The 24,181-nt window shown below is 61.3% G+C and carries 29 protein-coding genes; 4 read left to right on the top strand and 25 right to left on the bottom strand.

From position 1 onward, the window contains the following. Positions 1-122 precede the first annotated feature (122 nt). Together QMX86_RS05180 and QMX86_RS05175 are read right to left on the bottom strand one after the other, a co-directional pair. The gene (locus tag QMX86_RS05180; protein ID WP_110645083.1) at positions 123-527 is read right to left on the bottom strand and encodes a type II toxin-antitoxin system HicB family antitoxin; all 405 of its coding nucleotides are present in this window, start codon (positions 525-527) and stop codon (positions 123-125) included. Continuing rightward, positions 527-739: a type II toxin-antitoxin system HicA family toxin gene (locus QMX86_RS05175; protein ID WP_282384758.1), complete on the bottom strand. Its 213-nt coding sequence runs from the start codon at positions 737-739 to the stop codon at positions 527-529. Before QMX86_RS05175 ends, QMX86_RS05180 begins: the two co-directional genes overlap by 1 nt. Before the next feature lie 183 nt (positions 740-922). On the opposite strand from QMX86_RS05175, the gene QMX86_RS05170 reads away from it, so the two are divergent. Both QMX86_RS05170 and QMX86_RS05165 read left to right on the top strand, forming a co-directional pair. Next, a complete protein-coding gene (locus tag QMX86_RS05170; protein WP_024012132.1) occupies positions 923-1,390 on the top strand; it encodes a helix-turn-helix domain-containing protein in 468 nt (155 codons plus the stop codon). Beyond that, positions 1,387-1,962: a PIN domain-containing protein gene (locus QMX86_RS05165; RefSeq protein ID WP_122505943.1), complete on the top strand. Its 576-nt coding sequence runs from the start codon at positions 1,387-1,389 to the stop codon at positions 1,960-1,962. Before QMX86_RS05170 ends, QMX86_RS05165 begins: the two co-directional genes overlap by 4 nt. 46 nt (positions 1,963-2,008) lie before the next feature. Here the strand turns inward: QMX86_RS05165 and QMX86_RS05160 are convergent, their stop codons facing one another. From QMX86_RS05160 to ccmA, 10 genes are all read right to left on the bottom strand, one after another. After that, positions 2,009-2,413: a hypothetical protein gene (locus tag QMX86_RS05160; protein WP_073472737.1), complete on the bottom strand. Its 405-nt coding sequence runs from the start codon at positions 2,411-2,413 to the stop codon at positions 2,009-2,011. Positions 2,414-2,438: 25 nt separating this feature from the next. Then, positions 2,439-3,638: a c-type cytochrome biogenesis protein CcmI gene (ccmI, locus tag QMX86_RS05155; protein ID WP_282384761.1), complete on the bottom strand. Its 1,200-nt coding sequence runs from the start codon at positions 3,636-3,638 to the stop codon at positions 2,439-2,441. Further along, on the bottom strand, positions 3,635-4,105 hold the full coding sequence (locus QMX86_RS05150; RefSeq protein ID WP_073472741.1) for a cytochrome c-type biogenesis protein: 471 nt from the start codon (positions 4,103-4,105) through the stop codon (positions 3,635-3,637). The genes ccmI and QMX86_RS05150 overlap by 4 nt, the downstream gene beginning before the upstream one ends. Next, complete coding sequence (locus QMX86_RS05145) at positions 4,102-4,638, bottom strand: DsbE family thiol:disulfide interchange protein (protein WP_282384763.1); 537 nt, start codon at positions 4,636-4,638, stop codon at positions 4,102-4,104. Before QMX86_RS05145 ends, QMX86_RS05150 begins: the two co-directional genes overlap by 4 nt. Continuing rightward, positions 4,635-6,623: a heme lyase CcmF/NrfE family subunit gene (locus tag QMX86_RS05140; RefSeq protein WP_282384765.1), complete on the bottom strand. Its 1,989-nt coding sequence runs from the start codon at positions 6,621-6,623 to the stop codon at positions 4,635-4,637. The genes QMX86_RS05145 and QMX86_RS05140 overlap by 4 nt, the downstream gene beginning before the upstream one ends. Positions 6,624-6,626: 3 nt before the next feature. Further along, complete coding sequence (gene ccmE / locus QMX86_RS05135; RefSeq protein WP_282384767.1) at positions 6,627-7,082, bottom strand: cytochrome c maturation protein CcmE; 456 nt, start codon at positions 7,080-7,082, stop codon at positions 6,627-6,629. After that, complete coding sequence (ccmD, locus tag QMX86_RS05130; RefSeq protein ID WP_016771045.1) at positions 7,079-7,255, bottom strand: heme exporter protein CcmD; 177 nt, start codon at positions 7,253-7,255, stop codon at positions 7,079-7,081. The genes ccmE and ccmD overlap by 4 nt, the downstream gene beginning before the upstream one ends. After that, a complete protein-coding gene (locus QMX86_RS05125) occupies positions 7,252-8,007 on the bottom strand; it encodes a heme ABC transporter permease (protein ID WP_038860475.1) in 756 nt (251 codons plus the stop codon). The genes ccmD and QMX86_RS05125 overlap by 4 nt, the downstream gene beginning before the upstream one ends. A gap of 97 nt (positions 8,008-8,104) precedes the next feature. After that, positions 8,105-8,773, bottom strand: coding sequence for a heme exporter protein CcmB (gene ccmB, locus QMX86_RS05120; RefSeq protein WP_039763615.1), 669 nt, complete (start codon positions 8,771-8,773; stop codon positions 8,105-8,107). Next, entirely contained in the window at positions 8,770-9,405 is a 636-nt protein-coding gene (ccmA, locus tag QMX86_RS05115) for a cytochrome c biogenesis heme-transporting ATPase CcmA (protein ID WP_041479623.1), read from the bottom strand. Before ccmA ends, ccmB begins: the two co-directional genes overlap by 4 nt. A 197-nt stretch (positions 9,406-9,602) precedes the next feature. Between ccmA and QMX86_RS05110 the strand changes: the two genes are divergently transcribed. Continuing rightward, positions 9,603-11,177 carry a flagellar hook-length control protein FliK gene (locus QMX86_RS05110; RefSeq protein ID WP_282384770.1) on the top strand — a complete coding sequence of 525 codons (1,575 nt, stop codon included), beginning with the start codon at positions 9,603-9,605 and terminating at the stop codon, positions 11,175-11,177. Beyond that, positions 11,174-11,503 carry an EscU/YscU/HrcU family type III secretion system export apparatus switch protein gene (locus QMX86_RS05105; RefSeq protein WP_071171454.1) on the top strand — a complete coding sequence of 110 codons (330 nt, stop codon included), beginning with the start codon at positions 11,174-11,176 and terminating at the stop codon, positions 11,501-11,503. Before QMX86_RS05110 ends, QMX86_RS05105 begins: the two co-directional genes overlap by 4 nt. Positions 11,504-11,796: 293 nt before the next feature. On the opposite strand, the gene QMX86_RS05100 is transcribed toward QMX86_RS05105, so the two are convergent. The 13 genes from QMX86_RS05100 to flhF all read right to left on the bottom strand — a co-directional run bounded on the left by QMX86_RS05100 (position 11,797) and on the right by flhF (position 24,178). Beyond that, positions 11,797-12,192 carry a DUF2802 domain-containing protein gene (locus QMX86_RS05100; RefSeq protein WP_016771049.1) on the bottom strand — a complete coding sequence of 132 codons (396 nt, stop codon included), beginning with the start codon at positions 12,190-12,192 and terminating at the stop codon, positions 11,797-11,799. Position 12,193: 1 nt separating this feature from the next. After that, entirely contained in the window at positions 12,194-12,679 is a 486-nt protein-coding gene (locus QMX86_RS05095; protein WP_016771050.1) for a chemotaxis protein CheW, read from the bottom strand. Between the two features lie 90 nt (positions 12,680-12,769). After that, a complete protein-coding gene (locus QMX86_RS05090; RefSeq protein WP_282384774.1) occupies positions 12,770-13,723 on the bottom strand; it encodes a CheW domain-containing protein in 954 nt (317 codons plus the stop codon). 90 nt (positions 13,724-13,813) lie between these two features. Further along, complete coding sequence (locus tag QMX86_RS05085; protein ID WP_039763606.1) at positions 13,814-14,602, bottom strand: ParA family protein; 789 nt, start codon at positions 14,600-14,602, stop codon at positions 13,814-13,816. Between the two features lie 43 nt (positions 14,603-14,645). Next, on the bottom strand, positions 14,646-15,536 hold the full coding sequence (motD, locus tag QMX86_RS05080; RefSeq protein ID WP_016771054.1) for a flagellar motor protein MotD: 891 nt from the start codon (positions 15,534-15,536) through the stop codon (positions 14,646-14,648). Between the two features lie 12 nt (positions 15,537-15,548). After that, a complete protein-coding gene (locus QMX86_RS05075; protein WP_016771055.1) occupies positions 15,549-16,289 on the bottom strand; it encodes a flagellar motor protein in 741 nt (246 codons plus the stop codon). Further along, complete coding sequence (locus QMX86_RS05070) at positions 16,289-17,434, bottom strand: chemotaxis response regulator protein-glutamate methylesterase (protein ID WP_056783833.1); 1,146 nt, start codon at positions 17,432-17,434, stop codon at positions 16,289-16,291. Before QMX86_RS05070 ends, QMX86_RS05075 begins: the two co-directional genes overlap by 1 nt. A gap of 49 nt (positions 17,435-17,483) precedes the next feature. Next, positions 17,484-19,754, bottom strand: coding sequence for a chemotaxis protein CheA (locus QMX86_RS05065; protein ID WP_282384777.1), 2,271 nt, complete (start codon positions 19,752-19,754; stop codon positions 17,484-17,486). Between the two features lie 53 nt (positions 19,755-19,807). Continuing rightward, positions 19,808-20,596, bottom strand: coding sequence for a protein phosphatase CheZ (locus QMX86_RS05060; protein ID WP_016771058.1), 789 nt, complete (start codon positions 20,594-20,596; stop codon positions 19,808-19,810). 18 nt (positions 20,597-20,614) lie between these two features. Then, entirely contained in the window at positions 20,615-20,986 is a 372-nt protein-coding gene (locus QMX86_RS05055; protein ID WP_024012118.1) for a chemotaxis response regulator CheY, read from the bottom strand. Positions 20,987-21,153: 167 nt separating this feature from the next. Beyond that, the gene (gene fliA, locus QMX86_RS05050; protein ID WP_016771059.1) at positions 21,154-21,894 is read right to left on the bottom strand and encodes an RNA polymerase sigma factor FliA; all 741 of its coding nucleotides are present in this window, start codon (positions 21,892-21,894) and stop codon (positions 21,154-21,156) included. Next, positions 21,891-22,721: a flagellar synthesis regulator FleN gene (gene fleN, locus QMX86_RS05045; protein WP_016771060.1), complete on the bottom strand. Its 831-nt coding sequence runs from the start codon at positions 22,719-22,721 to the stop codon at positions 21,891-21,893. The genes fliA and fleN overlap by 4 nt, the downstream gene beginning before the upstream one ends. 116 nt (positions 22,722-22,837) lie before the next feature. After that, a complete protein-coding gene (gene flhF / locus QMX86_RS05040; protein WP_024012117.1) occupies positions 22,838-24,178 on the bottom strand; it encodes a flagellar biosynthesis protein FlhF in 1,341 nt (446 codons plus the stop codon). Positions 24,179-24,181: the final 3 nt, after the last annotated feature.

Here is a 24,181-nt window from a genome sequence, read left to right as displayed (position 1 = left end):
CACTGAAATCCACAAACGCTGTGGGGGTGCGAGCCTGCTGGCGAAGGCGGTGTGTCAGCCACAGATCAGTGCCTGACCTGACGCTTTCGCGAGCAGGCTCGCTCCCACAATTGGACGTACCTTCAATACCGAACCAGTTTCTCCATCGCCGCATCCGCCAGAAACGAGGAGCGGCTTTTGACGTTGTGCTCGCGTACATAGCGATCAATACGCTGAATGACATAGCCGGGCAGCGTAACGTTGACCTTTTCGGTCTTGCCCAGGTACGGCGAGATATCCAGCTCCAGCATGCCCCAGCCCATCTCGGCAAAATCCGGATGATTGCGATGCGCCGCTGCCGAGGTCGGCATCGGAATCGCCTGACCGGCCGCCGCGATCTGCTGCAGCATGAGGTGAGCCACTTCCACGGCCGCGTTGTAGGCCTCCTCAAAGCTGTCCCCGGCCGTGACTGCGCCGGGAATATCGGGGATCTGAATGCCGATGGCAGTGTTCTCGTCACCCCACTCGATGCAGATGGGATATTGCATTACGGATCTCCTTCATGACGGTTTGGCGGGCTGAATAACCCCGCGCGCCGCCGAATGCTTTTGATTGTCCCCAGCGGTAAATCCTTTTTCGGATGCGGGACGGCAATCGTGTTCGGGTTGTAACAGTGAGTGAAGATGTGATGACTGCCCGCAACCCGATCCAGCGTCCAGCCCGCCTCCTCCAGCTCCTTCATCAATAGCCTGCTCTGCACCAACCGCCTCCTTGGCCTGGCCCATTAAAAATAACTCTAGAGTTATCTTTACTCAAGCACAGAATGGGACGGGTTGATGGTTGGTTGTTTTACAAAGTATTCCTGCACGAGTTTCGTTTATTGCGAATTTCGTTTGATTCGAATAACGTCCGCGGATCTTCCTTACAATGCTGGAACTGTCTTATGACCACCGCTACTTCATCCGCCATCAATCTGCCCGTCGAACGTGAGGTCAAAGCCGCGATTGAAGGCCAGCGCGCCCTGACCGCATTTCTCGCAAGCGGTTTTGAAACTCAGCGAATCCAGATTTTTGATGAACAGAACGAAGCCCACAGCGTCGAGCTGCCAACATCGGCGTTGCGCTTGCTGAGCGATATCCTCGCGGCGCTGGCGCAGGGCAACGCTGTGAAGGTGGTACCGATCCACGCGGAGCTGACCACGCAGGAAGCTGCCGATCTGCTCAACGTCTCACGTCCGCACATGATCAAACTGCTGGAGCGCGGTGAGATTTCCTACCACAAAACAGGCAAGCACCGACGTGTGCGTTTTGCCGATCTGATGGAATATAAAACCCGGCGAGACACCGCCAGCGAGCAGGCAATGATGCTTCTCGCGGAGCAGGCACAGGCGCTAAGGACAGGATACGAGTGAGGCATTCCTCTTTCACTGCTGTATACGATGCATGCGTTTTGTATCCGGCCCCTTTAAGAGATTTCCTGATGTGGCTCGCGTTGTCAGGGCTGTATCGGGCTCGCTGGACTCAGGAAATACACCACGAATGGAAGCGTAATTTATTGAAAAACAGGTCCGACCTGACCCTCGAACAACTAGATCGCACATCGCGATTGATGGACCTGGCCATTCCAGACGCGTGTATCGATGGCTATGAAGACTTGGTGTCAGGCCTGACACTGCCTGATGAGAACGACCGCCATGTTCTAGCGGCCGCAATCCGATGCGGTGCCGATGTAATAGTGACGTTTAACCTGAAAGATTTCCCCACCCGTCACCTCGCGCCATACGGCATTGAAGCTCAGCACCCGGATGAGTTTGTGGAAAACCTTTTCCATCTTGATTCGGCTGCCGTCGTCGCTGCGGCTCAAAGCCAGCGACGGCAATTGAAAACGCCCAATGTGGAAGTGGACAAATATCTTGGCTTTCTCCAACGGCAAGGACTGGTCGAGTCGGTAAAGGCGTTAGCTAACTATCGTGCGATTCTCTGAAAATCAGACGCAAAAAAAAACGGCGATCCCAGGATCGCCGTTTCTCTTACTGACCGAACTTCTTGCCCAATCCCGGCGGGACGCCGTGGATGTTGGTGTCTTCCCACGGGCCGTTGGGGCTGACCGAGCGGCTCCAGCCGTTGTTCCAGCGATAGTAGGTGCGCTGGCGGTAGAAGGTGTTGGTCTGGTCGTCGAGCACGTAGACGCCGAGTTTCTGGTCCCAGTGGCTGTTGCCGCCCGGTGGCGGGGCGAAGCTGGCCGAGGTACGTGGCACGGGCTTGGCGGGTTTGGCCGGGATGCTCTTGCCGGGGGTCGGCGAGGTCGACGGAGTTGGACTTGGCTGGGACGGCGGGATCGGCGGCAGGCTGGTGGTCGGTTCCGGGCGTTGTACCGCACATGCACTCAAGCCCAGGGCCAGTGTGAGGACTGTGATGCGGGCGATGGTGTGCATGGCGGTGCTTTCCTGTTGGGTCCGGTTACTTGTCCGGGCTGTCGATAGTCAGTTTTTGTGGCGCGGTGGTGCTGCTGGCCACTGGGCCGCTGCGACCGATCCACTCACCGGCAGTCGGTTGACCGGCTCGTGAGATGCGCGCAACCAGTTGGACTTCAGGGAAGTTGGACAGTTTCAACTGCGGCATCATTGCATCGGCATCGCCCAGTTCGACGGTCACCGGCAGGTCAGCCACGGTCAGGCGTTTGGCCGCCAGCGGCGCCGGTGGGCCAGAAGTGGCGCGGGCGAAGATGAACACGCTGTCGCCCGGTTGCACCTTGCTCTTGAGGTCGCTGGCCAGATCAACGCTGACTGTCAGCAACGCGCTTTTCGGCGCCGCTGCCTCGGCAACCTTGCCACCGCTGGCTGTCAGGCGTTCGGCGGCACGCTCGATGCCGCCTTGCAGCGCAGCGCGAGAGTTGTCATCCGGCGGCAGTTGCGCGAGCAGGCGATTCCAGTAGTCGATGGCCTCCTGATAACGCTCGCCTTCGAACGCGGCGATGCCGAGCAGGCCGAGGCTGGTGACTTCCTTCGGATCGGCCCTCAGCGCTTCGTCGGTCAGTTTCTGAATCTGCTTTGACCACTTTTTACCGTCGGCAAAATACTGCGCCTGCGCCCACTGGCCGAGCAACTCCGGCTGGCGACCGGCGAGGTTGGCGGCGCGTTCGAACATCTTCGCCGCGTCTGCCGGGCGGTCTTGAGCCATGTAGGTACGACCGAGGAAATACAGACCTTCGGCGGAATCCGGTTGTGCGGCAACCGCACGTTCCAGACGCTGGGTCATCTCTTCCATCGACTGCGGTGCCTGAGCGAATTCGCGGGTCAGTTCGACCTTGTCGGCGGCGCCGAAATGCAGGTACAGACCGAGACCCAGCACCGGTACCAACACGGCGGCCAGCAGCGGCAACGGCTTGCCCAGGCGCGAGACACGCGGCGCGACGGCGCCTTCGGTGTCGGCGAGCAGTTCACGCGCAGCTTCCGCGCGGCCGCTGTCCAGTTGCGCGGCGTCGAGCACGCCCTCGGCCTGCTGCGCTTGCAGCTCGGCCACCCGTTCCTGGTACAGCGCGACGTTCAACGCGGTGCGATCTTCTTCCCGCTGGGCGCGGCGTTCGCGCAGTACCGGGATCAGCAGAAAACTCAGGGCGACCAGAAGCAACAGCCCTGCGGCGAGCCAGAAATCAATCATTCTTGGTTTTTATCCAACAGTTGGTCGAGGCGCTGACGTTCTTCGGCAGACAGCGATGACGGCGTTTCGGCGCGTTGCCCGCGACGCCTGCGCACGATCAGCGCGATCACCACGAATCCACCGAGCAGCAGCCCGGCCGGGCCGAACCACAGCAGCGCGGTCTTGGCATTGAGCGCCGGTTTGTAGCGGACGAAATCACCGTAGCGATCGACCATGAAGTCGATGATCTGCTGATTGTCCTTGCCCTCGCCGAGCATGCGGAAAATCTCCTTGCGCAGGTCGGCGGCGATCGGCGCGTTGGAGTCGGCAATGTCCTGGTTCTGGCATTTGGGGCAGCGCAGTTCCTTGGTCAGCTCGCGGAAACGCTCGCGGTCGCCCTCTTTGGCAAATTCGTAGGTGTCGATGGCCGCATGGGCGACACCAGCCAGGCTCAAACCCAGCACCACCGCAGCGAGAAAACCCTTCATGGCTTGGCCTCATCGACCAGCGCCTGATACTTGGCCGCGAGTTTTTCGCGCCAGACCTGCTCGTCGATCACCCCGACGAACTTGTCGCGGATGATGCCTTTGGCGTCGATGAAGAAGGTTTCCGGCGCGCCGTAGACACCAAGATTCAAGCCCAGCGAACCCTCGTCGTCACGAATATCCAGCGCATACGGATTGTGGAACTCGGCCAGCCACTTCAAGGCGTCGGCATTGGTGTCCTTGTAGTTGATGCCGTAGATCTTCACGCCGCGCTCGGCGAGTTTGTTCAGCACCGGATGCTCGACGCGGCAGGAGATGCACCAGGTGCCCCAGACATTGACCAGCGCCGGTTTGCCGAGAATGTCGGCCTTGGTCAGCGTCTTGTCACCCTGCACACTCGGCAGGGAAAACTCCGGGAACGGCTTGTCGATCATCGCCGACGGCAGCTCCGCCGGGTCCAGATACAGCCCGCGATAAAGAAACACTGCCACCAGCAGAAAAATCGCCAGCGGCAACAACATCAACCAACGCCTCATGCCGCCGCTCCCGTCATGCCCAGTGCTTCGCGCACTTTGCTTTTCACCTTGACCCGATAACGCCGATCCAGCGCCGCCAGCAAACCACCCAATCCGGTGAGCAAGCCGCCGAACCAGATCCAGCGCACGAACGGTTTGACGTGTACGCGCACGGCCCAGGCGCCGTTATCCAGCGGCTCGCCGAGGGCGACGTAGAGATCGCGGGTGAAACCGGCATCGATGCCGGCTTCGGTCATCACCGAGTTCTGCACGGTGTACAGACGTTTTTCCGGGTGCAGCACGCTGATTTCCTCGCCGTCACGAATGACGCGAATAGTACCTTTGTCCGAGGTGAAATTCGGCCCTTCGAAATGCTTCGCGCCTTCGAAGACGAATTGATAGCCGGCCAGGTCCATCGACTCGCCCGGCGCCAGACGCAGGTCGCGCTCGGCACTGTTCTGGTTCGACAACACCACGCCCAGCGCGCACACGGCGATGCCGAGGTGGGCGATCTGCATGCCCCAATAACTGCGGGTCAGCGTCGGCAAACCTTTGATCAGGCCTTTGTGCCGGGTCTTGTCGAACAGATCGCGCACGCCGGCGAGCAACACCCACGCCGCCAGCAGGAACGTCGCGATCACTGCCCAGTTGAAATCGCCGTAAGCCACGCCGGCCACCACGGCCAATGCGACGCTGCCGAGCAGCACCGGAGTGAGCATGCTCACCAGCCATTTCACTGGCGTGTCCTTCCAGCGCACGATTACACCGATCGCCATGACCAGCATCAGCAACGCCATCAACGGAATGAACAACGCGTTGAAGTATGGCGGGCCGACCGACAGCTTGGCGCCGCTGATGGCATCAAGAATCAGCGGATACAAGGTGCCAAGGAGGATCATCGACGCGGCCACGACCAGTACCAGGTTGTTGCCCAGCAGCAAGGTTTCCCGTGACCAAAGATTGAACCCGACTTGGCTTTTCACCACCGGCGCACGCAGCGCAAACAGCGTCAGTGAACCGCCCACCACGAACAGCAGGAAAATCAGGATGAACACGCCGCGCTCGGGATCCGAAGCGAAGGCATGCACCGAAGTCAGCACGCCCGAGCGTACGAGGAAGGTGCCGAGCAGGCTCAACGAGAACGCGGCGATCGCCAGCAACACCGTCCAGCTCTTGAACACGCCACGCTTTTCGGTAACGGCCAGCGAGTGAATCAACGCGGTGCCGACCAGCCACGGCATGAACGAGGCGTTTTCCACCGGGTCCCAGAACCACCAGCCGCCCCAGCCGAGTTCGTAATACGCCCACCACGACCCAAGGGTGATGCCGATGCCGAGGAAGGCCCAGGCGACGATGGTCCATGGACGCGACCAGCGCGCCCACGCCGCATCGAGACGCCCGCCGAGCAGCGCGGCGATAGCGAACGCGAACGCTACCGAGAAACCGACGTAACCCATGTACAGCATCGGCGGATGCACGATCAGGCCAATGTCTTGCAGCAACGGGTTGAGGTCGCGACCGTCCGCGGGAATCTGCGGCAGAATCCGCGCGAACGGGTTCGAGGTAAGAATCAGAAACAGCAGGAACCCGGTGCTGATCATGCCCATCACCGCCAGGACGCGGGCGAGCATGACTTGCGGCAACTGCCGGGAGAACACCGAAACGGCGAAGGTCCAGCCGCCGAGGATCAACGCCCACAGCAGCAGCGAACCTTCGTGGGCACCCCACACTGCGCTGAATTTGTAGTACCACGGCAGCGCGCTGTTGGAGTTCATCGCCACGTAGCCGACCGAGAAATCGTCGGTCATGAACGCGTAGGTCAGGCAGCCGAAGGCAAACAGCAGAAAGGCAAACTGGCCCCACGCCGCCGGTTGCGCCAGGCTCATCCATAAGCGGTCGCCGCGCCACGCGCCGAGCATCGGCACCAGCGCCTGGACCAGTGCAAAACACAGGGCGAGGATCATCGCCAGATGGCCCAGCTCAGGAATAAACAGTGCGGCGGCCATCGATCAACCCTCCTTCACAGGTGTCGGTGCGGATTGACCGCTGTCCTTCAGCGCTTTGGTCACTTCCGGCGGCATGTACTTCTCGTCGTGCTTGGCCAGCACTTCATCAGCCACTACCACGCCATCGGCGTTGAGCTTGCCGAGGGCGACGATGCCCTGCCCTTCGCGGAACAGATCCGGGAGGATGCCGCGATAGGCGATGGTCACGGATTTGTTGAAATCGGTGACGACGAATTTGACGTCCAGCGAATCCTTGGAGCGTTGCAGCGAACCGGCCTCGACCATGCCACCGGCGCGGATGCGCGTGTCCTGCGGCGCTTCGCCGTTGGCGATTTGCGTCGGCGTGTAAAACAGATTGATGTTTTGCTGCAACGCGCTCAGGGCCAGGCCGACAGCAGCGCCCACTCCGACCAGAATCGCCAGAATGATGATCAGACGTTTTTTGCGCAGCGCATTCACTTGCCGTTCTCCCGGCGCAGACGACGCGCCTCTTGTTGCAGATAACGCTTGCGCGCCGCAATCGGCGCCACCACGTTGAGGGCCAGCACCGCCAGGCAGATGCCGTAGGCCGACCAGACATACAGGCCGTGATGGCCCATGGCGAGAAAATCGCCGAATGAAGCAAAACTCATCGCGCCGCCTCCAGACTCTGCTGCACTTCGGTCTTCACCCAACTGGCGCGGGCTTCGCGCTTGAGTACTTCCAGACGCATGCGCAGCAACAGCACGGCGCCGAAGAAGCAGTAGAAACCCAGCACCGTCAGCAGCAGCGGCAGCCACATTTCCGCGGGCATCGCCGGTTTTTCCGTGAGGGTGAACGTCGCGCCCTGATGCAGGGTGTTCCACCACTCCACCGAGTATTTGATGATCGGAATGTTGATCACACCAACAATTGCCAGCACCGCGCAGGCCTTGGCGGCGCTGTCGCGGTTGCTGATGGCATTGCCCAGCGCGATCACGCCGAAATACAGAAACAGCAGAATCAGCATCGAGGTCAGGCGCGCATCCCAAACCCACCACGAGCCCCAGGTCGGCTTGCCCCAGATGGCCCCGGTAACCAGCGCCACGGCAGTCATCCACGCACCGATCGGTGCGGCGCATTGCAGGGCAACGTCGGCCAGCTTCATTTTCCACACCAGCCCGACCACGCCGCACACCGCGAGCATCACGTAGATCGACTGGGCGAGCATCGCCGCTGGCACGTGGATATAGATGATGCGGAAGCTGTTGCCTTGCTGGTAATCCGGCGGCGCGAACGCCAGGCCCCAGACCACGCCAACGCCGATCAGCAGCAACGCTGCAATGCTCAACCACGGCAGGAACTTGCCGCTGATGCCGTAGAACCACTTGGGCGAGCCGAGCTTGTGAAACCAGGTCCAGTTCATACTGTTTCCATCACGGTTGCCGCTCATCATCGCGAGCTGGCAGAGGGTCATGCCTTTCTTCTGATAGAAGTGGTCAATTTTTGACCAGGCCTCATTATTATTCGCCGACGCTGATCTTCAGGCCAGCGGCTATTGCAAAGGGTGTCAGGGTGATCGCCAGCGCTGTGAGGCTGGCCATCCACAACAGGTATCCGGTCGCCGGCATGCCTTGCAGCGCCGCTTGCAACGCGCCGCTGCCAAGGATCAACACCGGGATGTACAACGGCAGAATCAGCAGCGCCAGCAACAGGCCGCCGCGCTTCAGACCGACCGTCAGCGCCGCGCCGACTGCACCGAGCAGGCTCAACACTGGCGTGCCCAGCAGCAACGACAGCAGCAGCACCGGCAGACACGCGGCCGGCAACCCGAGCATCAACGCCAGCAACGGCGACAGCAGCACCAGTGCCAGACCGGAGAACAGCCAGTGTGCCAGCACCTTGGCCAGGACCAGAAGCGGCAGCGGGTGCGACGAAAGGACCCACTGTTCCAGCGAGCCATCTTCAAAATCACTGCGAAACAATCCGTCCAGCGACAGCAGGACCGACAACAACGCCGCCACCCAGACTAACCCCGGGGACAGGTTTTGCAAGACTTGAGTTTCCGGGCCGACGGCGAGCGGGAAAAGGGCAATGACGATGGCAAAGAAAATCAGCGGATTGGCCAGCTCCGCCGGGCGGCGGAACAGCAGTCGCGATTCGCGGGCAAGCAGCAGGCCGAAGACACTCATACCGCCCATTTCCCCAGATCGATGTCGCGATAACCGGCCGGCATGCGGCTCAGGGTGTGGTGGGTGGTCAGCACCACCAGGCCGCCGCGTTCGCAGTGGCCGGCCAGATGCTCTTCCAACTGAGCGACGCCCTGCTTGTCCAGCGCGGTGAACGGTTCGTCGAGAATCCACAACGGCGGGCTGTCCAGATACAACCGCGCCAGCGCCACACGGCGCTGTTGGCCGGCGGAAAGACTGTGGCAGGGAACGTCTTCGAAACCGCGCAATCCTACCGCTGCCAGCGCCTGCCAGATCGCCTCGCGTTCGGCGGGATGATGCAGGGCGCACAGCCACGACAGGTTTTCTTCGGGAGTGAGCAGATCCTTGATCCCGGCGGCGTGGCCGATCCACAACAGGTTTCGCGCCAGTTCGCTGCGTTGCTCGGCCAGCGGCTGACCGTTGAGCAGCACCTGGCCGTCGGTGGGTTGCATCAAACCGGCGAGCAGACGTAAAAGACTGGTCTTGCCGCTGCCGTTGGGGCCGCTGATCTGCACCATGTCGCCACTGGCCAAGCGCAATTCGAGGTTTTCGAAAAGCAGCCGCAGATCGCGTTCACACGCCAGGGCAACGGTTTGCAGGACAGGACTGGTCAAGGGATCACGGGCCTTATACGGTTCAAGTCGGCTCTGGAGCGGCCGTTAAAGAGATGCAGCATAGATGCTTTGATCGCTCGATCTGGCGAGCTGGATCAAACAATTGCCAGGTTTTTTGAACGAAGCGCACGACGCGCGGCATTATACATGCCGTGCCTTACTCTCAAGAGCGCAATTTCCTCAGGTTGTGTCCGCGTATGACAGGCGAAATGAACATCCTCCCGCTGCCGCCCACCGTGCCGGCGAGCGCTCGCCCGCAGATGGGTGAACTGCTCAAGCTGCTGACGCCGGTGGAGGGCTTGATCGGCGCGGGGCAAAGCGCCAAGGCTGAGGTGTTGTCGCTCAAGCAGGCCGATCAGACCTTTGAATTACTGCTCAAAGTGACCCTCGACAGCGGCCGTCAGACCACCGTGCAGGCCAGCAGCAACCTGCCGTTGCCACAGGGCACCAACCTGGCGATCACTCAGCCGTCGGCCGGCAATCTGGCGATCACCGTACAACAAGCGATTGCCAGCAGCGTCGCCACCCTGACCCGCATCGATACCGCGCAATTGCCCGCCGGCACCTTGCTGCAAGGCAAAGTCGTGACCTCGCAAGCCCTGCCGCAGACGCCGGGGCAAGCGGCGGTATTTCGCTCGATGGTCACCCTGCTCAACACCGCATTGAGCGGCAGCACTTTGACCGTCGACAGCCCGCAACCGCTGCGCATCGGCACCCTGTTGTCGGCGCAGGTGCAGGATGCGCAGACCCTCAAATTCGTGCCGCTGAGCAGCCGTCAGGAACAACTGGCGGTGAGTCAGCAATTGCTCGGTCAGCAAAGTCGTCAGGGCTCGCTCGATGGCTTGCTGAAGTTGTTGCAGAGCCTGCCGCCATCCAGCGATCAGACTTCGGCCGATCTGCGCGCGGTGGTCGACAAGTTGCTCGCCAGCCTGCCGGACGTACAGCAAATGAGCACTGCCAGAGGCGTGGCGCTGGCGCTGGCCAACAGCGGCGCGTTCCTCGAAGCGAAATTGCTCGGCGGACAGAATCCGACTCTCGCCCCGGACATGAAAGCCGACCTGCTCAAGCTGATCGCGCAACTGACCCCGGGCCTGCCAAGCAACACCAATTTCAATGCGATCATCGCCGCTAATACCCTGGCGCAGGCACTGCCGAGTTTCGTCCGGAGCGCCCTCGGCACCCTCGGCCAAGTCAGCGCCAAACCGGTGCCCAGCAGCTTCCCGTTGCCTGAACGACTGCTGGCGAAACTGGAAGGCGAAGGTGATCTCGAACAACTGCTGCGCCTCGCCGCCGCAGCGGTGTCGCGTCTGCAGAGCCACCAGCTGTCGAGCCTGGAACAGACCGGCGTCACTGACGATGGCCGCCTGCTCAGCACCTGGCAGCTGGAAATCCCCATGCGCAACCTGCAGGACATCGTGCCGTTGCAGGTCAAATTCCAGCGTGAAGAAGCGCCGGAGCGCGAACCGCAGCCGCACGAACGCCGCGATGAGCGCGAAGCCAAACAGCAACTGTGGCGCGTCGATCTGGCCTTCGATCTGGAACCGCTCGGGCCAATGCAGATTCAGGCGCAACTGATCGCCGGCAGCCTGTCCAGTCAGCTGTGGGCCGAGCGGCCGTACACCGCTGACCTGATCGAAAACAACCTGTTCGCCCTGCGCCAGCGCTTGCTCGATTCCGGGCTCAACGTCGGCGACCTCGACTGCCACCACGGCACTCCGCCGCAAGGCAACCAAACCCGCCTCGAACACCGCTGGGTCGACGAAACCGCATGAACGATTCCACTGCCCCACGCCAGGCCATCGCCCTCAAATACGACGGCAACCACGCCCCGACCCTCACCGCCAAGGGCGACGAAGAACTGGCCGAAGAAATCCTGCGTATCGCTCGCGATTACGAAGTGCCGATCTACGAGAACGCCGAACTGGTGCGCCTGCTGGCGCGGATGGAACTGGGCGACAGCATTCCCGAAGAGCTCTATCGCACCATTGCCGAGATCATCGCGTTTGCCTGGAACCTGAAAGGCAAATTCCCCGAGGGACAGGACCCGAACGCGCCGATGGTCGAGAAGGACGTCACTGATCGCGGGGATGATTACTGAGACTTCGAAGACGCCTTCGCGAGCAAGCTCGCTCCCACATTCGACCGTGATCAAATGTGGGAGTGAGCCTGCTCGCGAATAGCGCTTTTGATTTGATCGTTCCCACGCTCCGCGTGGGAATGCCGCCCGTGACGCTCCGCGTCACATTTCACAGGCGAAACGCGGAGCGTCCCAGGATGCGTTCCCACGCAGAGCGTGGGAACGATCTCACATTCGACTGTGATCAAATGTGGGAGCGAGCCTGCTCGCGAATAGCGCTTTTGATCTTGCTTGCCGCTCGAAGCCTGAAGCTCCTAGCTGCCCTTGTGCAACTTGCGCATCAACTCCGCTTCAGCCTGGGTCAATCCGCACGACTGAGTCAGTTCATCGACGCTGGCGCCCATTCCCACCAGTTTCGCCGCCTGGGCGAATGACAGGCTCGACGGGTCGCGTTGTTCCAGTGCAACGATCTTGTCCGGCAACGGGCTTACCACCGCGCGCAACTCGTGCAGGGCTTCGCCCATGCGCACGTTGCCGTTCTGGTAGTCGTCGACGCGTTTGGCCAGTTCCTTGATGCGCTGATCACGCAGCGCATCGCCCTGGGCCTGCTGCGCAGCGATCACTCGCTGCGCCTTGATGTACGAGACGAACATCGCCAGCGTACCGGCCCAGAACAGGAACAGAACAATTACCGCAACCTCGAGAATCAAATCAGATGCTCTCCAGTTCCGACCATTCTTCTTCGCTCATCATCTTGTCCAGCTCGACCAGAATCAGCAGTTCGTTGTTCTTGTTGCACACGCCCTGAATGAACTTGGCCGACTCTTCGTTACCGACGTTCGGTGCGGTTTCGATTTCCGACTGACGCAGGTAAACCACTTCGGCGACGCTGTCGACCATGATGCCGACGACTTGCTTGTCGGCTTCGATGATGACGATACGGGTGTTGTCGCTGATCTCACCGCTGTGCAGGCCGAAGCGCTGACGGGTGTCGATCACGGTGACCACGTTGCCGCGCAGGTTGATGATGCCCAGCACGTAGCTCGGTGCACCCGGCACCGGCGCGATCTCGGTGTAGCGCAGCACTTCCTGCACACGCATCACGTTGATGCCGTAGGTTTCGTTATCCAGTTTGAAGGTCACCCATTGCAGGATCGGATCTTCAGAACCTTTTGCATTCGACGCCTGACTACTCATACCCTGACCCCTCGAAAAAACCGCCCCGGGCGGTGTGTGTTCTGTGTGGTGGCACTGGAAAATGCCATCGCCTGATTGTTATGTCGGCTGCTATGTCGGTTTATGTAGCGGCTTGTTGCCACTCAAGTGCTTTGCCCCGCCGCTGGCGATCAATTCGGCCAGTGCGGATACGTCAAGCAATGCACACATGTGCTCGATCACGGTGCCGGCGAGCCATGGCCGCTGACCCCGGTGACTTCTCCATTTGATTTCATTCGGGTCCAGGCGCAACGAGCGGCTGACCTGATGCACCGCCAGCCCCCACTCGTAACCTTGTACCGAAATCACGTATTGCAGGCCCTGACGGAAGTCATCGCGGTAGCGATCCGGCATGACCCAGCGCGCGGTGTCCAAGACTTTCAGATTACCGGCCTGGCTCGGCAGGATTCCAAGGAACCACTCCGGCTGACCAAACAGCGGCGTCAGCTCGTGGCCGGCCAGCGAATAGATCGAGCCAAGGCACACCAGCGGCACCGCCAGGGTCAGCCCGGCAACATCGAACAGCAAGCATTCGAAGGCTTCGGCAGCCCAGGCCGGACGGCCATCGGGCTCGACCGGTGGCGGCGGGTTGTTCGGCGGCAGGTGCACTTCCACCAGCGGCGGGACCAGCACCTGCGGCTCAGCAATCTGCGGCGCGGGTTCTGGCTCCGGTTCGGGTTCCGGCACGGTCAATAATTGTGTTTGCAGCAGCGGCGCCAGTGTCGACAGTGGCGTGCGCGGTTCGTCGATCAGCGCCACCGGTGCTTTGGCCACGGGGGCAGCAGCAGGCGCGGCAATCGGAGCGACGGATTTCTGCGCGTCACGGGCCTGCTCTTCCAGCACCGCGGCCTGGAACTCGTCCATGGCCTCGGTGCTTTCCACCACTTCAGGCTGCGCCTGTTCGACGACTGGCGGCAGTGCTTCGACCGGCGCAGGCAAGTCCTCGGGCAAGTCGAGCAGCAGGTCTTCCAGATAGGACTGCAAGGCCTGTTGCGGACGTGAGGTGAGTTTCACTGGGCGGTTCATCGGTGATCAGCGCCTGACAGGGAAACCGCGTTGTCCGCTTCGCGAGCAGGCTCGCTCCCACAGGGTTCGGGCAAGCAGATCGAAATCATCTCAGGCCACCTGCGGAACAAGTTGCTGCGCGAGCAGGTGCTTGAGCAGCGCGCGGTAGGCCAGCACGCCACGGCTCTTGCCGTCGAATTGCGAAGGCGTGACGCCCGCCCGGCTGGCGTCGCGCAGACGAGTATCGACCGGGATGTAGCCGTGCCAGATGTCTTCGGGAAATTTGTCACGCAGCACGCGCAAGGTGCCCATCGAGGCCTGCGTGCGGCGGTCGAACAAAGTCGGCACGATGCTGAACGGCAACGGCTGTTTGCGCGAACGATTGATCATCGCCAGGGTGTTGACCATGCGCTCCAGACCTTTCACGGCGAGGTGCTCGGTCTGCACCGGAATCACCAGTTGCTGGCTCGCCGCGAGGGCGTTGACCATCAGCACACCGAGCAACGGCGGGCTGTCGATGATCGCGTAATCGAAGTCCTGCCACAGTTGCGCCAGACTCTTGGCGATCACCAGACCCAAGCCACTCTGCCCCGGCGACTGCCGCTCAAGGGTGGCCAGTGCGGTGCTCGATGGCAGCAGGGAAATCCGTTCGTCGCTGGTCGACAACAGCAACTGCCCCGGCAGGCCTTGCGGCACGCTGCCCTTGTGCAGAAACAGGTCGTAGTTGCTGTGTTCCAGGCTGTCGGGGTCGTAGCCGAAATAGCTGGTCATCGAGCCGTGCGGATCGAGATCGACCACAACCACGCGCTTGCCCGCCTCGGCCAGCAACCCGGCTAAAGCGATGGAGGATGTGGTTTTACCGACACCACCCTTTTGATTGGCGACTGCCCAGACTCTCATTCAGTTCGTTCCTCCCGGCCAGGTTGATTGGCCGAGACATGCTTCAGCGTGTTAATGCGGGCGACGGAGAATTGACGGCACTCTCGCGTCCCGGCGTCTTGACCGGGGTCGGTGCAGTTTGTGTGCCAGCGCGCTTCAACGCCGCGTCCGGTTGCGCATTGGCGGTTCCGGTGCCGGTGAGGCTGCGGCGCACATCGAGATTGCGCGACACCACCAGCACCACGCGACGGTTCTTCGCCCGGCCTTCGACCGTGGCGTTGTTGGCCACTGGCTGGAATTCGCCGTAGCCCACCGACGCCAGTCGTCCAGGGTTCACACCCTGCATGGCGAGCATGCGCACGATGCTCGCCGAACGCGCCGAGGACAGTTCCCAGTTGGTCGGGTACTGCGCGGTGCGGATCGGTTGATCGTCGGTGAAGCCTTCGACGTGGATCGGGTTGTCGAACGGTTTGAGGATCGCCGCGACCTTGTCGATGATGTTGAACGCGATGTCGCTCGGCATGGCGTCGCCGCTGCCAAACAACAGGCTGGAATTGAGCTCGATCTCGACCCACAACTCGTTGCCGCGCACGGTCATCTGGTTGGAGCTGATCAAATCACCGAAGGCGGCGCTGATGTCATCGGCGATGCTTTTCAGCGGATCGCTGGCCCCGGATATACCGGCGTCGACCTGCTCGGCATCCTTGACCAGCGGCTTGGCCGGGGTCACGGTTTTCGGTCGCTCGTCGCCGATCGGAATCGGTTTGAGCGAGCGGTCGGAGTCGGTAAACACGCCGATCAGCGCTTCGGAAATGACTTTGTACTTGCCTTCGTTGATCGACGAGATCGAGTACATCACCACGAAAAACGCGAACAGCAAAGTGATGAAATCCGCGTAGGACACGAGCCAGCGCTCGTGATTGACGTGTTCTTCCTGGTGGCGACGACGAGCCATGAGGTTATTCCCTTAGTCCATGAAGCCTTGCAGCTTCAACTCAATGGAACGAGGGTTTTCACCTTCGGCGATCGACAGAATTCCTTCCAGCAACATTTCGCGATAACGCGACTGCCGCAACGCGATGGACTTGAGCTTGGCCGCGACCGGCAAGAGGATCAGGTTGGCACTGGCCACGCCATAGATGGTCGCGACGAACGCCACGGCAATGCCGTTACCCAGTTGCGACGGATCAGCGAGGTTGCCCATCACGTGAATCAGGCCCATCACCGCACCGATGATGCCGATGGTCGGCGCGTAGCCGCCCATGCTTTCGAACACTTTGGCCGCTTCGATATCGCGGGATTCCTGGGTGTAGAAATCCACTTCGAGAATGCTGCGAATCGCCTCCGGCTCGGCGCCGTCGACCAGCAGTTGCAGACCCTTGCGCGAATAGCTGTCGGGCTCGGCGTCGGCCACGCCTTCGAGGCCGAGCAAGCCTTCCTTGCGCGCCGTCAGGCTCCAATTGACCACGCGGTCGATGCCGCCGGCCAGGTCGACACGCGGCGGGAAGAAGATCCAGCCGAGAATCTGCATGGCGCGCTTGAACGCACTCATCGGTGATTGCAGCAGCGCGGCACCGACCGTGCCGCCCAGCACGATCAGCGCTGCCGGGCCGTTGGCCAGCGCGCCGAGGTGGCCGCCTTCAAGGTAGTTGCCGCCGATGATGGCGACGAACGCCATGATGAGGCCGATAAGGCTGAGAACATCCATCAGATACACGCCTCGACGATGTGCTTGCCGATGTCGTCCAGACCGTACACCGCGTCAGCCAGATCGGCTTTGACGATGGCCATCGGCATGCCGTAGATCACGCAGCTTGCTTCGTCCTGCGCCCACACCGAGCTGCCGCCCTGCTTGAGCAGACGCGCGCCTTCGCGGCCGTCGGCGCCCATGCCGGTCAGCACCACTGCCAGAACTTTGTCGCCGTAGGACTTGGCTGCAGAACCGAAAGTGATGTCCACGCACGGCTTGTAATTCAGACGTTCGTCACCCGGCAAAATCTTCACCGCGCCACGGCCGTCGATCATCATCTGCTTGCCACCCGGCGCCAGCAGCGCCAGGCCCGGACGCAGGATGTCGCCATCCTCGGCTTCCTTGACGCTGATACGGCAGAGCTTGTCGAGACGTTCGGCAAACGCTTTGGTGAACGCCGCCGGCATGTGCTGGATCAGCACGATCGGCGCCGGGAAGTTCGCCGGCAACTGCGTCAGTACGCGTTGCAGCGCGACCGGGCCACCCGTCGAGGTGCCGATGGCAACCAGTTTGTAGGCTTTGCGTTTCGGTGCCGGCGACGAAGCACTGGCAGCGGATGCACGGGCAGGCGCAGGCGCAGGTGCAGGACGTGCCGGGACAGGGCTGCTGTGGCTCGTGTGGCTGCCGTAGCTCGACGCTGCCGGAGCAGGCGTCGGCGCTGGCGCAGCGGCGGGAGCCGGCGCGCTGTAGGCACTGAAACGACGATTGCTGCGCGAGATGCTGTGGACTTTCTCGCAAAGCAGTTGCTTGACCTTCTCGGGGTTGCGCGAGATGTCTTCGAAATTCTTCGGCAGGAAATCCACCGCGCCGGCGTCCAGCGCATCGAGGGTTACCCGCGCGCCTTCATGCGTCAGCGAGGAGAACATCAACACCGGGGTCGGGCAGCGCTGCATGATGTGCCGCACTGCCGTGATGCCGTCCATCATCGGCATCTCGTAGTCCATGGTGATCACGTCAGGCTTGAGGGCCATGGCCTGATCGATCGCCTCTTTACCGTTGGTGGCCGTGCCGACCACCTGGATGCTCGGATCCGCCGAAAGAATTTCCGAGACGCGGCGGCGGAAAAAACCCGAATCGTCCACCACCAGGACTTTGACTGCCATAAACACTCCATTAGGTGCAGCGGCGCGTCATCGCGCCGCCGCCCCGGATTCAAATACGCTTTGTGGCGTAACGCTTGAGCATGCTTGGAACATCGAGAATCAGCGCAATGCGGCCGTCACCGGTGATGGTGGCGCCGGACATGCCCGGAGTTCCCTGGAGCATTTTGCCCAATGGCTTGATGACCACTTCTTCCTGGCCGACCAGTTGATCGACGACGAAGCCGATCCGCTGTGTGCCCACCGAAAGAATCACCACATGGCCTTCGCGCTGCTCTTCGTGAGCGGCGGAGCTGACCAGCCAGCGCTTGAGGTAGAACAATGGCAGCGCCTTGTCGCGCACGATCACCACTTCCTGACCGTCGACGACATTGGTGGTCGACAGGTCGAGGTGGAAGATTTCGTTGACGTTGACCAGCGGGAACGCGAACGCCTGATTGCCAAGCATGACCATCAGCGTCGGCATGATCGCCAGGGTCAAAGGCACCTTGATGACGATCTTCGAGCCCTGGCCCTTGGTCGAGTAGATGTTGATCGAACCGTTGAGCTGGGAAATCTTGGTCTTCACCACGTCCATGCCGACACCACGGCCGGACACGTCGGAGATCTCGGTCTTGGTCGAGAAACCCGGGGCGAAGATCAGGTTGTAGCACTCGGTATCGCTCAGGCGATCGGCCGCGTCCTTGTCCATCACACCGCGTTTTACCGCGATCGAACGCAGGACGTTCGGGTCCATGCCTTTGCCGTCGTCGGAGATCGACAGCAGGATATGGTCGCCTTCCTGCTCGGCCGCCAGCACCACGCGACCGCCACGGGCCTTGCCCGATGCTTCGCGTTCTTCCGGCGACTCGATGCCGTGGTCGACGGCGTTGCGCACCAAGTGGACCAGCGGGTCGGCCAGAGCCTCGACAAGGTTTTTGTCGAGGTCGGTTTCTTCGCCCACCAGTTCCAGGTTGATCTCTTTCTTGAGCTGACGTGCGAGGTCGCGAACCAGACGCGGGAAGCGCCCGAAGACCTTCTTGATCGGCTGCATCCGCGTTTTCATCACGGCGGTCTGCAGGTCAGCGGTGACCACGTCGAGGTTCGACACAGCCTTGGACATGGCTTCGTCGCCGCTGTTGAGGCCCAAGCGCACCAGACGGTTACGCACCAGCACCAGCTCGCCGACCATGTTCATGATCTCGTCGAGCCGCGCGGTATCGACGCGCACGGTGGTTTCCGCTTCGCTGGCCGGTTTTTCCGCCGGTGCAGCGGCTGGCGCACGGGCCGCTGCCGGTGCAGCAGCGGCGGCCGGTTTCGGCGCCTCGGCTTTCGGTTCAGGCTTGGCGGCAGGTTTCGGCGCAGCAGCGGCAGCCGGAGCTTTCGCCGCTGGCGTGGCGACGCTCGACGCAGAGCCGGCAGTCGCAGCGCTGGCGTCAAACTTGCCTTTGCCGTGCAATTCGTCGAGCAGCGATTCGAATTCGTGATCGCTGATCAGGTCACTGCCGGCCGCAGCGGCTGCCGGTGCAGCAGGTGCGGCCGGGGCCGAAGCGATGGCCGATTCGAGCGCGTCAACGGCGAAGTTGCCCTTGCCGTGCAACTGATCGAGCAAGGCTTCGAATTCGTCGTCGGTGATGTCCGAGCTGTCGCCCGCAGCAGGTGCGGCCGGCGCTGCTGGTGCCGCCGGAGCGACCGCATCGACAGCAAACTGGCCTTTGCCATGCAGTTGATCGAGCAGCGATTCAAATTCGGCGTCGGTGATTTCATCGCTGGCCGCCGTATCGGCAACCTGCGCGGGAGCAGCGACAGCGGCCGGAGCCTGGGCCTGGGCCTTGACGGCATTCAGCGAGTCCAGCAGTTGTTCGAATTCGTTATCGGTGATGTCGTCCGATGCGCTTTCGGCGACCGGTTCTTCCACCGCTTCTACCGGTGCGGCAACGGCTTCATCCGCCGATTGCGGTTCGGCCAGACGCGCCAGCGCGGCCAGCAGTTCCGGCGTCGCAGCGGTGATCGGTGCACGTTCACGGACTTCGCTGAACATGCTGTTCACCGCGTCCAGTGCTTCGAGCACCACGTCCATCAGTTCTGCATCAACGCGACGCTCACCCTTGCGCAGGATGTCGAACACGTTTTCGGCGATGTGACAGCACTCCACCAGCTCATTGAGCTGAAGGAAGCCGGCGCCCCCTTTTACAGTGTGGAAACCGCGAAAAATTGCATTGAGCAGATCTGCATCATCCGGGCGGCTTTCCAGCTCGACCAGTTGTTCGGACAGTTGCTCAAGAATCTCGCCGGCCTCAACCAGGAAATCCTGAAGGATCTCTTCATCGGCGCCGAAGCTCATTAATGGGGTGCTCCTACAGGTCTAAAAACCCAAAAAACCCGAATTCCGAAACTCTAGAATCCAAGGCTGGATAACAAATCGTCCACATCGTCCTGACCGGACACAACGTCTTCTCGTTTATCGGCATGAATCTGCGGACCTTCACCCTGCGAGAGATGTTTTTGTGGATCTTTTTCAGCAAGCATTGCGGCGCGGTCATGTTCGATGCCCGCAAAGCGGTCGACCTGACTGGCCATGAGCACGAGTTTGAGCAGATTGCTTTCGACTTCGGTGACCAGTTGGGTCACACGCTTGATCACTTGACCTGTGAGGTCCTGGTAATCCTGAGCCAGCAGGATGTCGTTGAGGTTGCTCGACACCGCACGGTTGTCCGTGCTGCTGCGTGACAGAAAACCGTCGACCCGGCGCGCCAGTTCGCGGAACTCTTCAGCCCCGACCTCGCGACGCATGAAGCGGCCCCAATCGGCGCTCAACGTCTGCGCTTCATCAGCGAGACTGTTGACCACCGGCGTGGCGCTTTCCACCAGATCCATGGTGCGGTTGGCCGCGGCTTCCGTCAGCTTGACCACATAGCCCAGGCGTTCGGTGGCGTCGGTGATTTGCGACACTTCCTCGGCCTGCGGCATGTGCGGATCGATCTGGAAATTGACGATCGCACTGTGCAGTTCACGTGTGAGCTTGCCCACTTCCTGATACAGGCCGCGGTCACGGGTCTGATTGAGCTCATGGATCAGTTGCACCGCGTCGCCGAACTTGCCTTTTTCAAGGCTCTCGACCAGTTCGACCGCGTGTTTTTTCAGGGTCGATTCGAAATCGCCCTGTGATGATTCGTTATGCTCCATAGCTCCCCCGCGCATTCATCAGCCGATGCGTTCGAAAATCTTCTCGATTTTGTCTTTCAACGCTTGAGCCGTGAAAGGTTTGACCACGTAACCGTTCACACCGGCCTGGGCGGCCTCGATGATCTGCTCGCGCTTGGCTTCAGCAGTCACCATCAACACCGGGAGGTGCTTGAGTTTTTCATCGGCGCGCACGTGACGCAGCAGGTCGATACCGGTCATGCCCGGCATGTTCCAGTCCGTTACCAGAAAGTCGATGCTGCCGCTGTTGAGCACCGGAATGGCAGTGGTGCCATCGTCGGCCTCGACGGTGTTGGTGAACCCAAGATCGCGCAGCAGGTTCTTGATGATCCGCCGCATCGTTGAGAAGTCATCAACGATGAGGATTTTCATGTCTTTGTTCAATTCGACCTCCAAGCAGTCTTAAACGCGCCCAGCACCTGGACGCGCCACTTCAATCAATCGGCGCAGCACTTAAAGTTTGTCTGGAGCACAACGGATCGAGACCGGCGCCGTTCATCACCGCACCAGCCTCGTTTCGCAGTGTCCCCACACTGCCTTCAGCGCGCTCGCCACTCCCCCAAACGCCCCCGCAGACGGGCCGCGCACTGGCTGTGTAACTGGCTGACCCGCGATTCACTGACGCCAAGGACTTCACCGATTTCCTTGAGGTTCAGCTCTTCGTCGTAGTACAGCGCCAACACCAGTCGCTCACGCTCCGGCAAATTGGCAATCGCGTCCGCCAGCGCCGCCTGGAAGCGTTCATCTTCCAGATCGCGTGACGGCTCCATATGAGCACTCGCGCCATCCTCGTGCAGCCCTTCGTGTTCGCCGTCCTGCAACAGGTCGTCGAAACTGAACAGGCGACTGCCCAAGGTGTCATTCAGAATCCCGTAGTAATCGTCGAGACTCAATTGGAGTTCGGCCGCAACCTCGTGATCTTTAGCGTCACGGCCGGTTTTAGCTTCAATCGAGCGAATCGCGTCGCTGACCATCCTGGTATTACGGTGAACCGAGCGTGGCGCCCAATCCCCTTTGCGCACTTCATCGAGCATCGCGCCGCGGATTCGAATGCCCGCGTACGTTTCGAAACTGGCGCCTTTGCTGGCGTCGTATTTGGTCGAGACTTCGAGCAAACCGATCATCCCGGCCTGGATCAGGTCTTCGACCTGCACGCTGGCCGGCAGGCGCGCCAGCAAGTGATAGGCAATGCGCTTGACCAGTGGCGCGTAGCGCTCGATCAATTCGTATTGCGCGTCACGCGCCGACTTTTTGTAAAGATTCATGCCACTGGCGGTCATATCACAGGCCCTGCGGTTTGCTGCACGAGACGCTCGACGAAAAATTCCAGATGCCCGCGCGGGTTGGCGGGCAGCGGCCAGGTGTCGACCTTCTGGGCGATGGCCTTGAAGGCCAGCGCGCACTTGGAACGGGGAAAGGCTTCGTAGACGGCGCGCTGCTTCTGCACCGCCTTGCGCACGCTTTCGTCGTACGGCACGGCGCCGACGTATTGTAGGGCGACGTCGAGGAAGCGATCCGTGACCTTGGTCAACTTGGCGAACAGGTTGCGCCCTTCCTGCGGGCTCTGCGCCATGTTGGCCAGTACGCGGAAGCGGTTCATGCCGTAGTCGCGGTTGAGCAACTTGATCAGCGCGTAAGCATCGGTGATCGAAGTCGGCTCGTCGCAGACCACCAGCAACACTTCCTGGGCGGCACGAACGAAACTGACTACCGAGTCACCAATACCCGCAGCGGTGTCGATCACCAGCACGTCGAGATTGTCGCCGATGTCGCTGAACGCCTGGATCAGGCCGGCGTGCTGCGCCGGGCTCAGGTGCACCATGCTCTGCGTGCCGGAGGCCGCCGGCACGATGCGAATCCCGCCCGGGCCTTGCAACAGCACGTCGCGCAGTTCGCAACGGCCTTCGATGACGTCGGCCAGTGTGCGCTTGGGTGTCAGCCCCAGCAGAACGTCGACGTTCGCCAGGCCCAGGTCGGCGTCCAGCAGCATGACCCGACGGCCAAGCTCTGCCAGCGCCAGCGACAAGTTCACTGACACGTTAGTCTTGCCGACGCCACCTTTGCCGCCGGTCACCGCGATCACCTGTACGGGATGCATGCTGCCCATGTTATTTCTTTACCTTGTCTTGCATAGACGGAGGCCACATTACTGGCTGCGCGTTCCTGATCGGAACAATGCGTGGCAGACCATCGATGTAGGTACAAAAACTGTTCATGATTACCTCAGCCAACCTGCTTGGTCGGGCTGTGATAGATATCAGCGAACATGTCAGCCATGGCTTCTTCGCTGGGTTCTTCCTGCATTTGCACGCTGACGGCGCGGCTGACCAATTGATGACGACGCGGCAGATGCAGATCATCCGGAATCCGTGGGCCATCGGTCAGATACGCGACCGGCAATTCATGACTGATCGCCAGGCTCAACACTTCGCCGAGACTGGCCGTTTCATCCAGTTTAGTCAGGATGCAGCCGGCCAGCCCGCAACGCTTGTAACTGTGGTAAGCGGCGGTTAGAACCTGTTTCTGGCTGGTGGTTGCCAGGACCAGATAATTTTTTGAGCGAATGCCACGCCCGGCCAGGCTCTCAAGCTGCATGCGCAACGCCGGATCACTGGCTTGCAGGCCGGCAGTATCGATCAAAACCACGCGTTTGCGTAGCAGTGGATCCAATGCCTGCACCAGCGACTGACCTGGATCGACGTGCGTTACCGGCACGTTGAGGATGCGTCCGAGGGTTTTCAGTTGTTCCTGCGCGCCGATGCGGAAGCTGTCCATGCTCACCAGTGCGACGTTCTGCGCGCCGTACTTGAGCACGTAACGCGCGGCGAGCTTGGCCAGCGTGGTGGTCTTGCCCATGCCGGCGGGGCCGACCATGGCAATCACACCGCCCTCTTCCAGCGGCTCGACTTCCGGTACGGCAATCATCCGCGCCAGGTGCGCCAGCAGCATGCGCCAGGCCTGACGGGGTTCTTCGATATCGGTGATCATCGCCAGCAGATCGCGCGACAGCGGGCCGGACAGGCCGATGCGCTGCAGACGGCGATACAGATTGGCCTGGGCCGGACGGCTGCCTTGCAGCTGATTCCAGGCCAGGGTGCCGAGCTGAACTTCCATCAGCTCGCGCAGGCTGTTCAATTCAAAACGCATCGAATCCAGCGCACGCGGATCGACACCCGCCGAGGCCTGCGCAGGCGCTGCGGCCGGGCGCGTCGGTGCGGCGTAGGTCGGCTCGCTCAGCGGCTCGGCAGCGGTCAGCGGCAGGCCTGCGGTCAACGGCAGCCCGGCGAACAACTGCTGATTGGTGTTGCCGTCGGCTTCGCCACGCAGGCTCAGCTCGGCCTGGGCGGTGACGATGCGCGACTGGGTCTTGCGCAGCTCGTCTTCGAGTTCCATGTTCGGAACCCGTGGCGCCAGCGCCGACAGTTTGTAATCCAGAGCCGCCGTCAACTCGACGCCGCCGGCAATGCGGCGGTTGCCGATGATGGCGGCATCAGCGCCCAGCTCATCGCGAACCAGCTTCATGGCCTGACGCATATCGGCGGCGAAAAAACGCTTAACTTGCATAAA

The sequence above is a fragment of the Pseudomonas sp. PS01270 genome (assembly GCF_029959775.1).
Classification (GTDB): domain Bacteria; phylum Pseudomonadota; class Gammaproteobacteria; order Pseudomonadales; family Pseudomonadaceae; genus Aquipseudomonas; species Aquipseudomonas atacamensis.
This window is presented reverse-complemented; position numbering and strand designations above follow the sequence as displayed.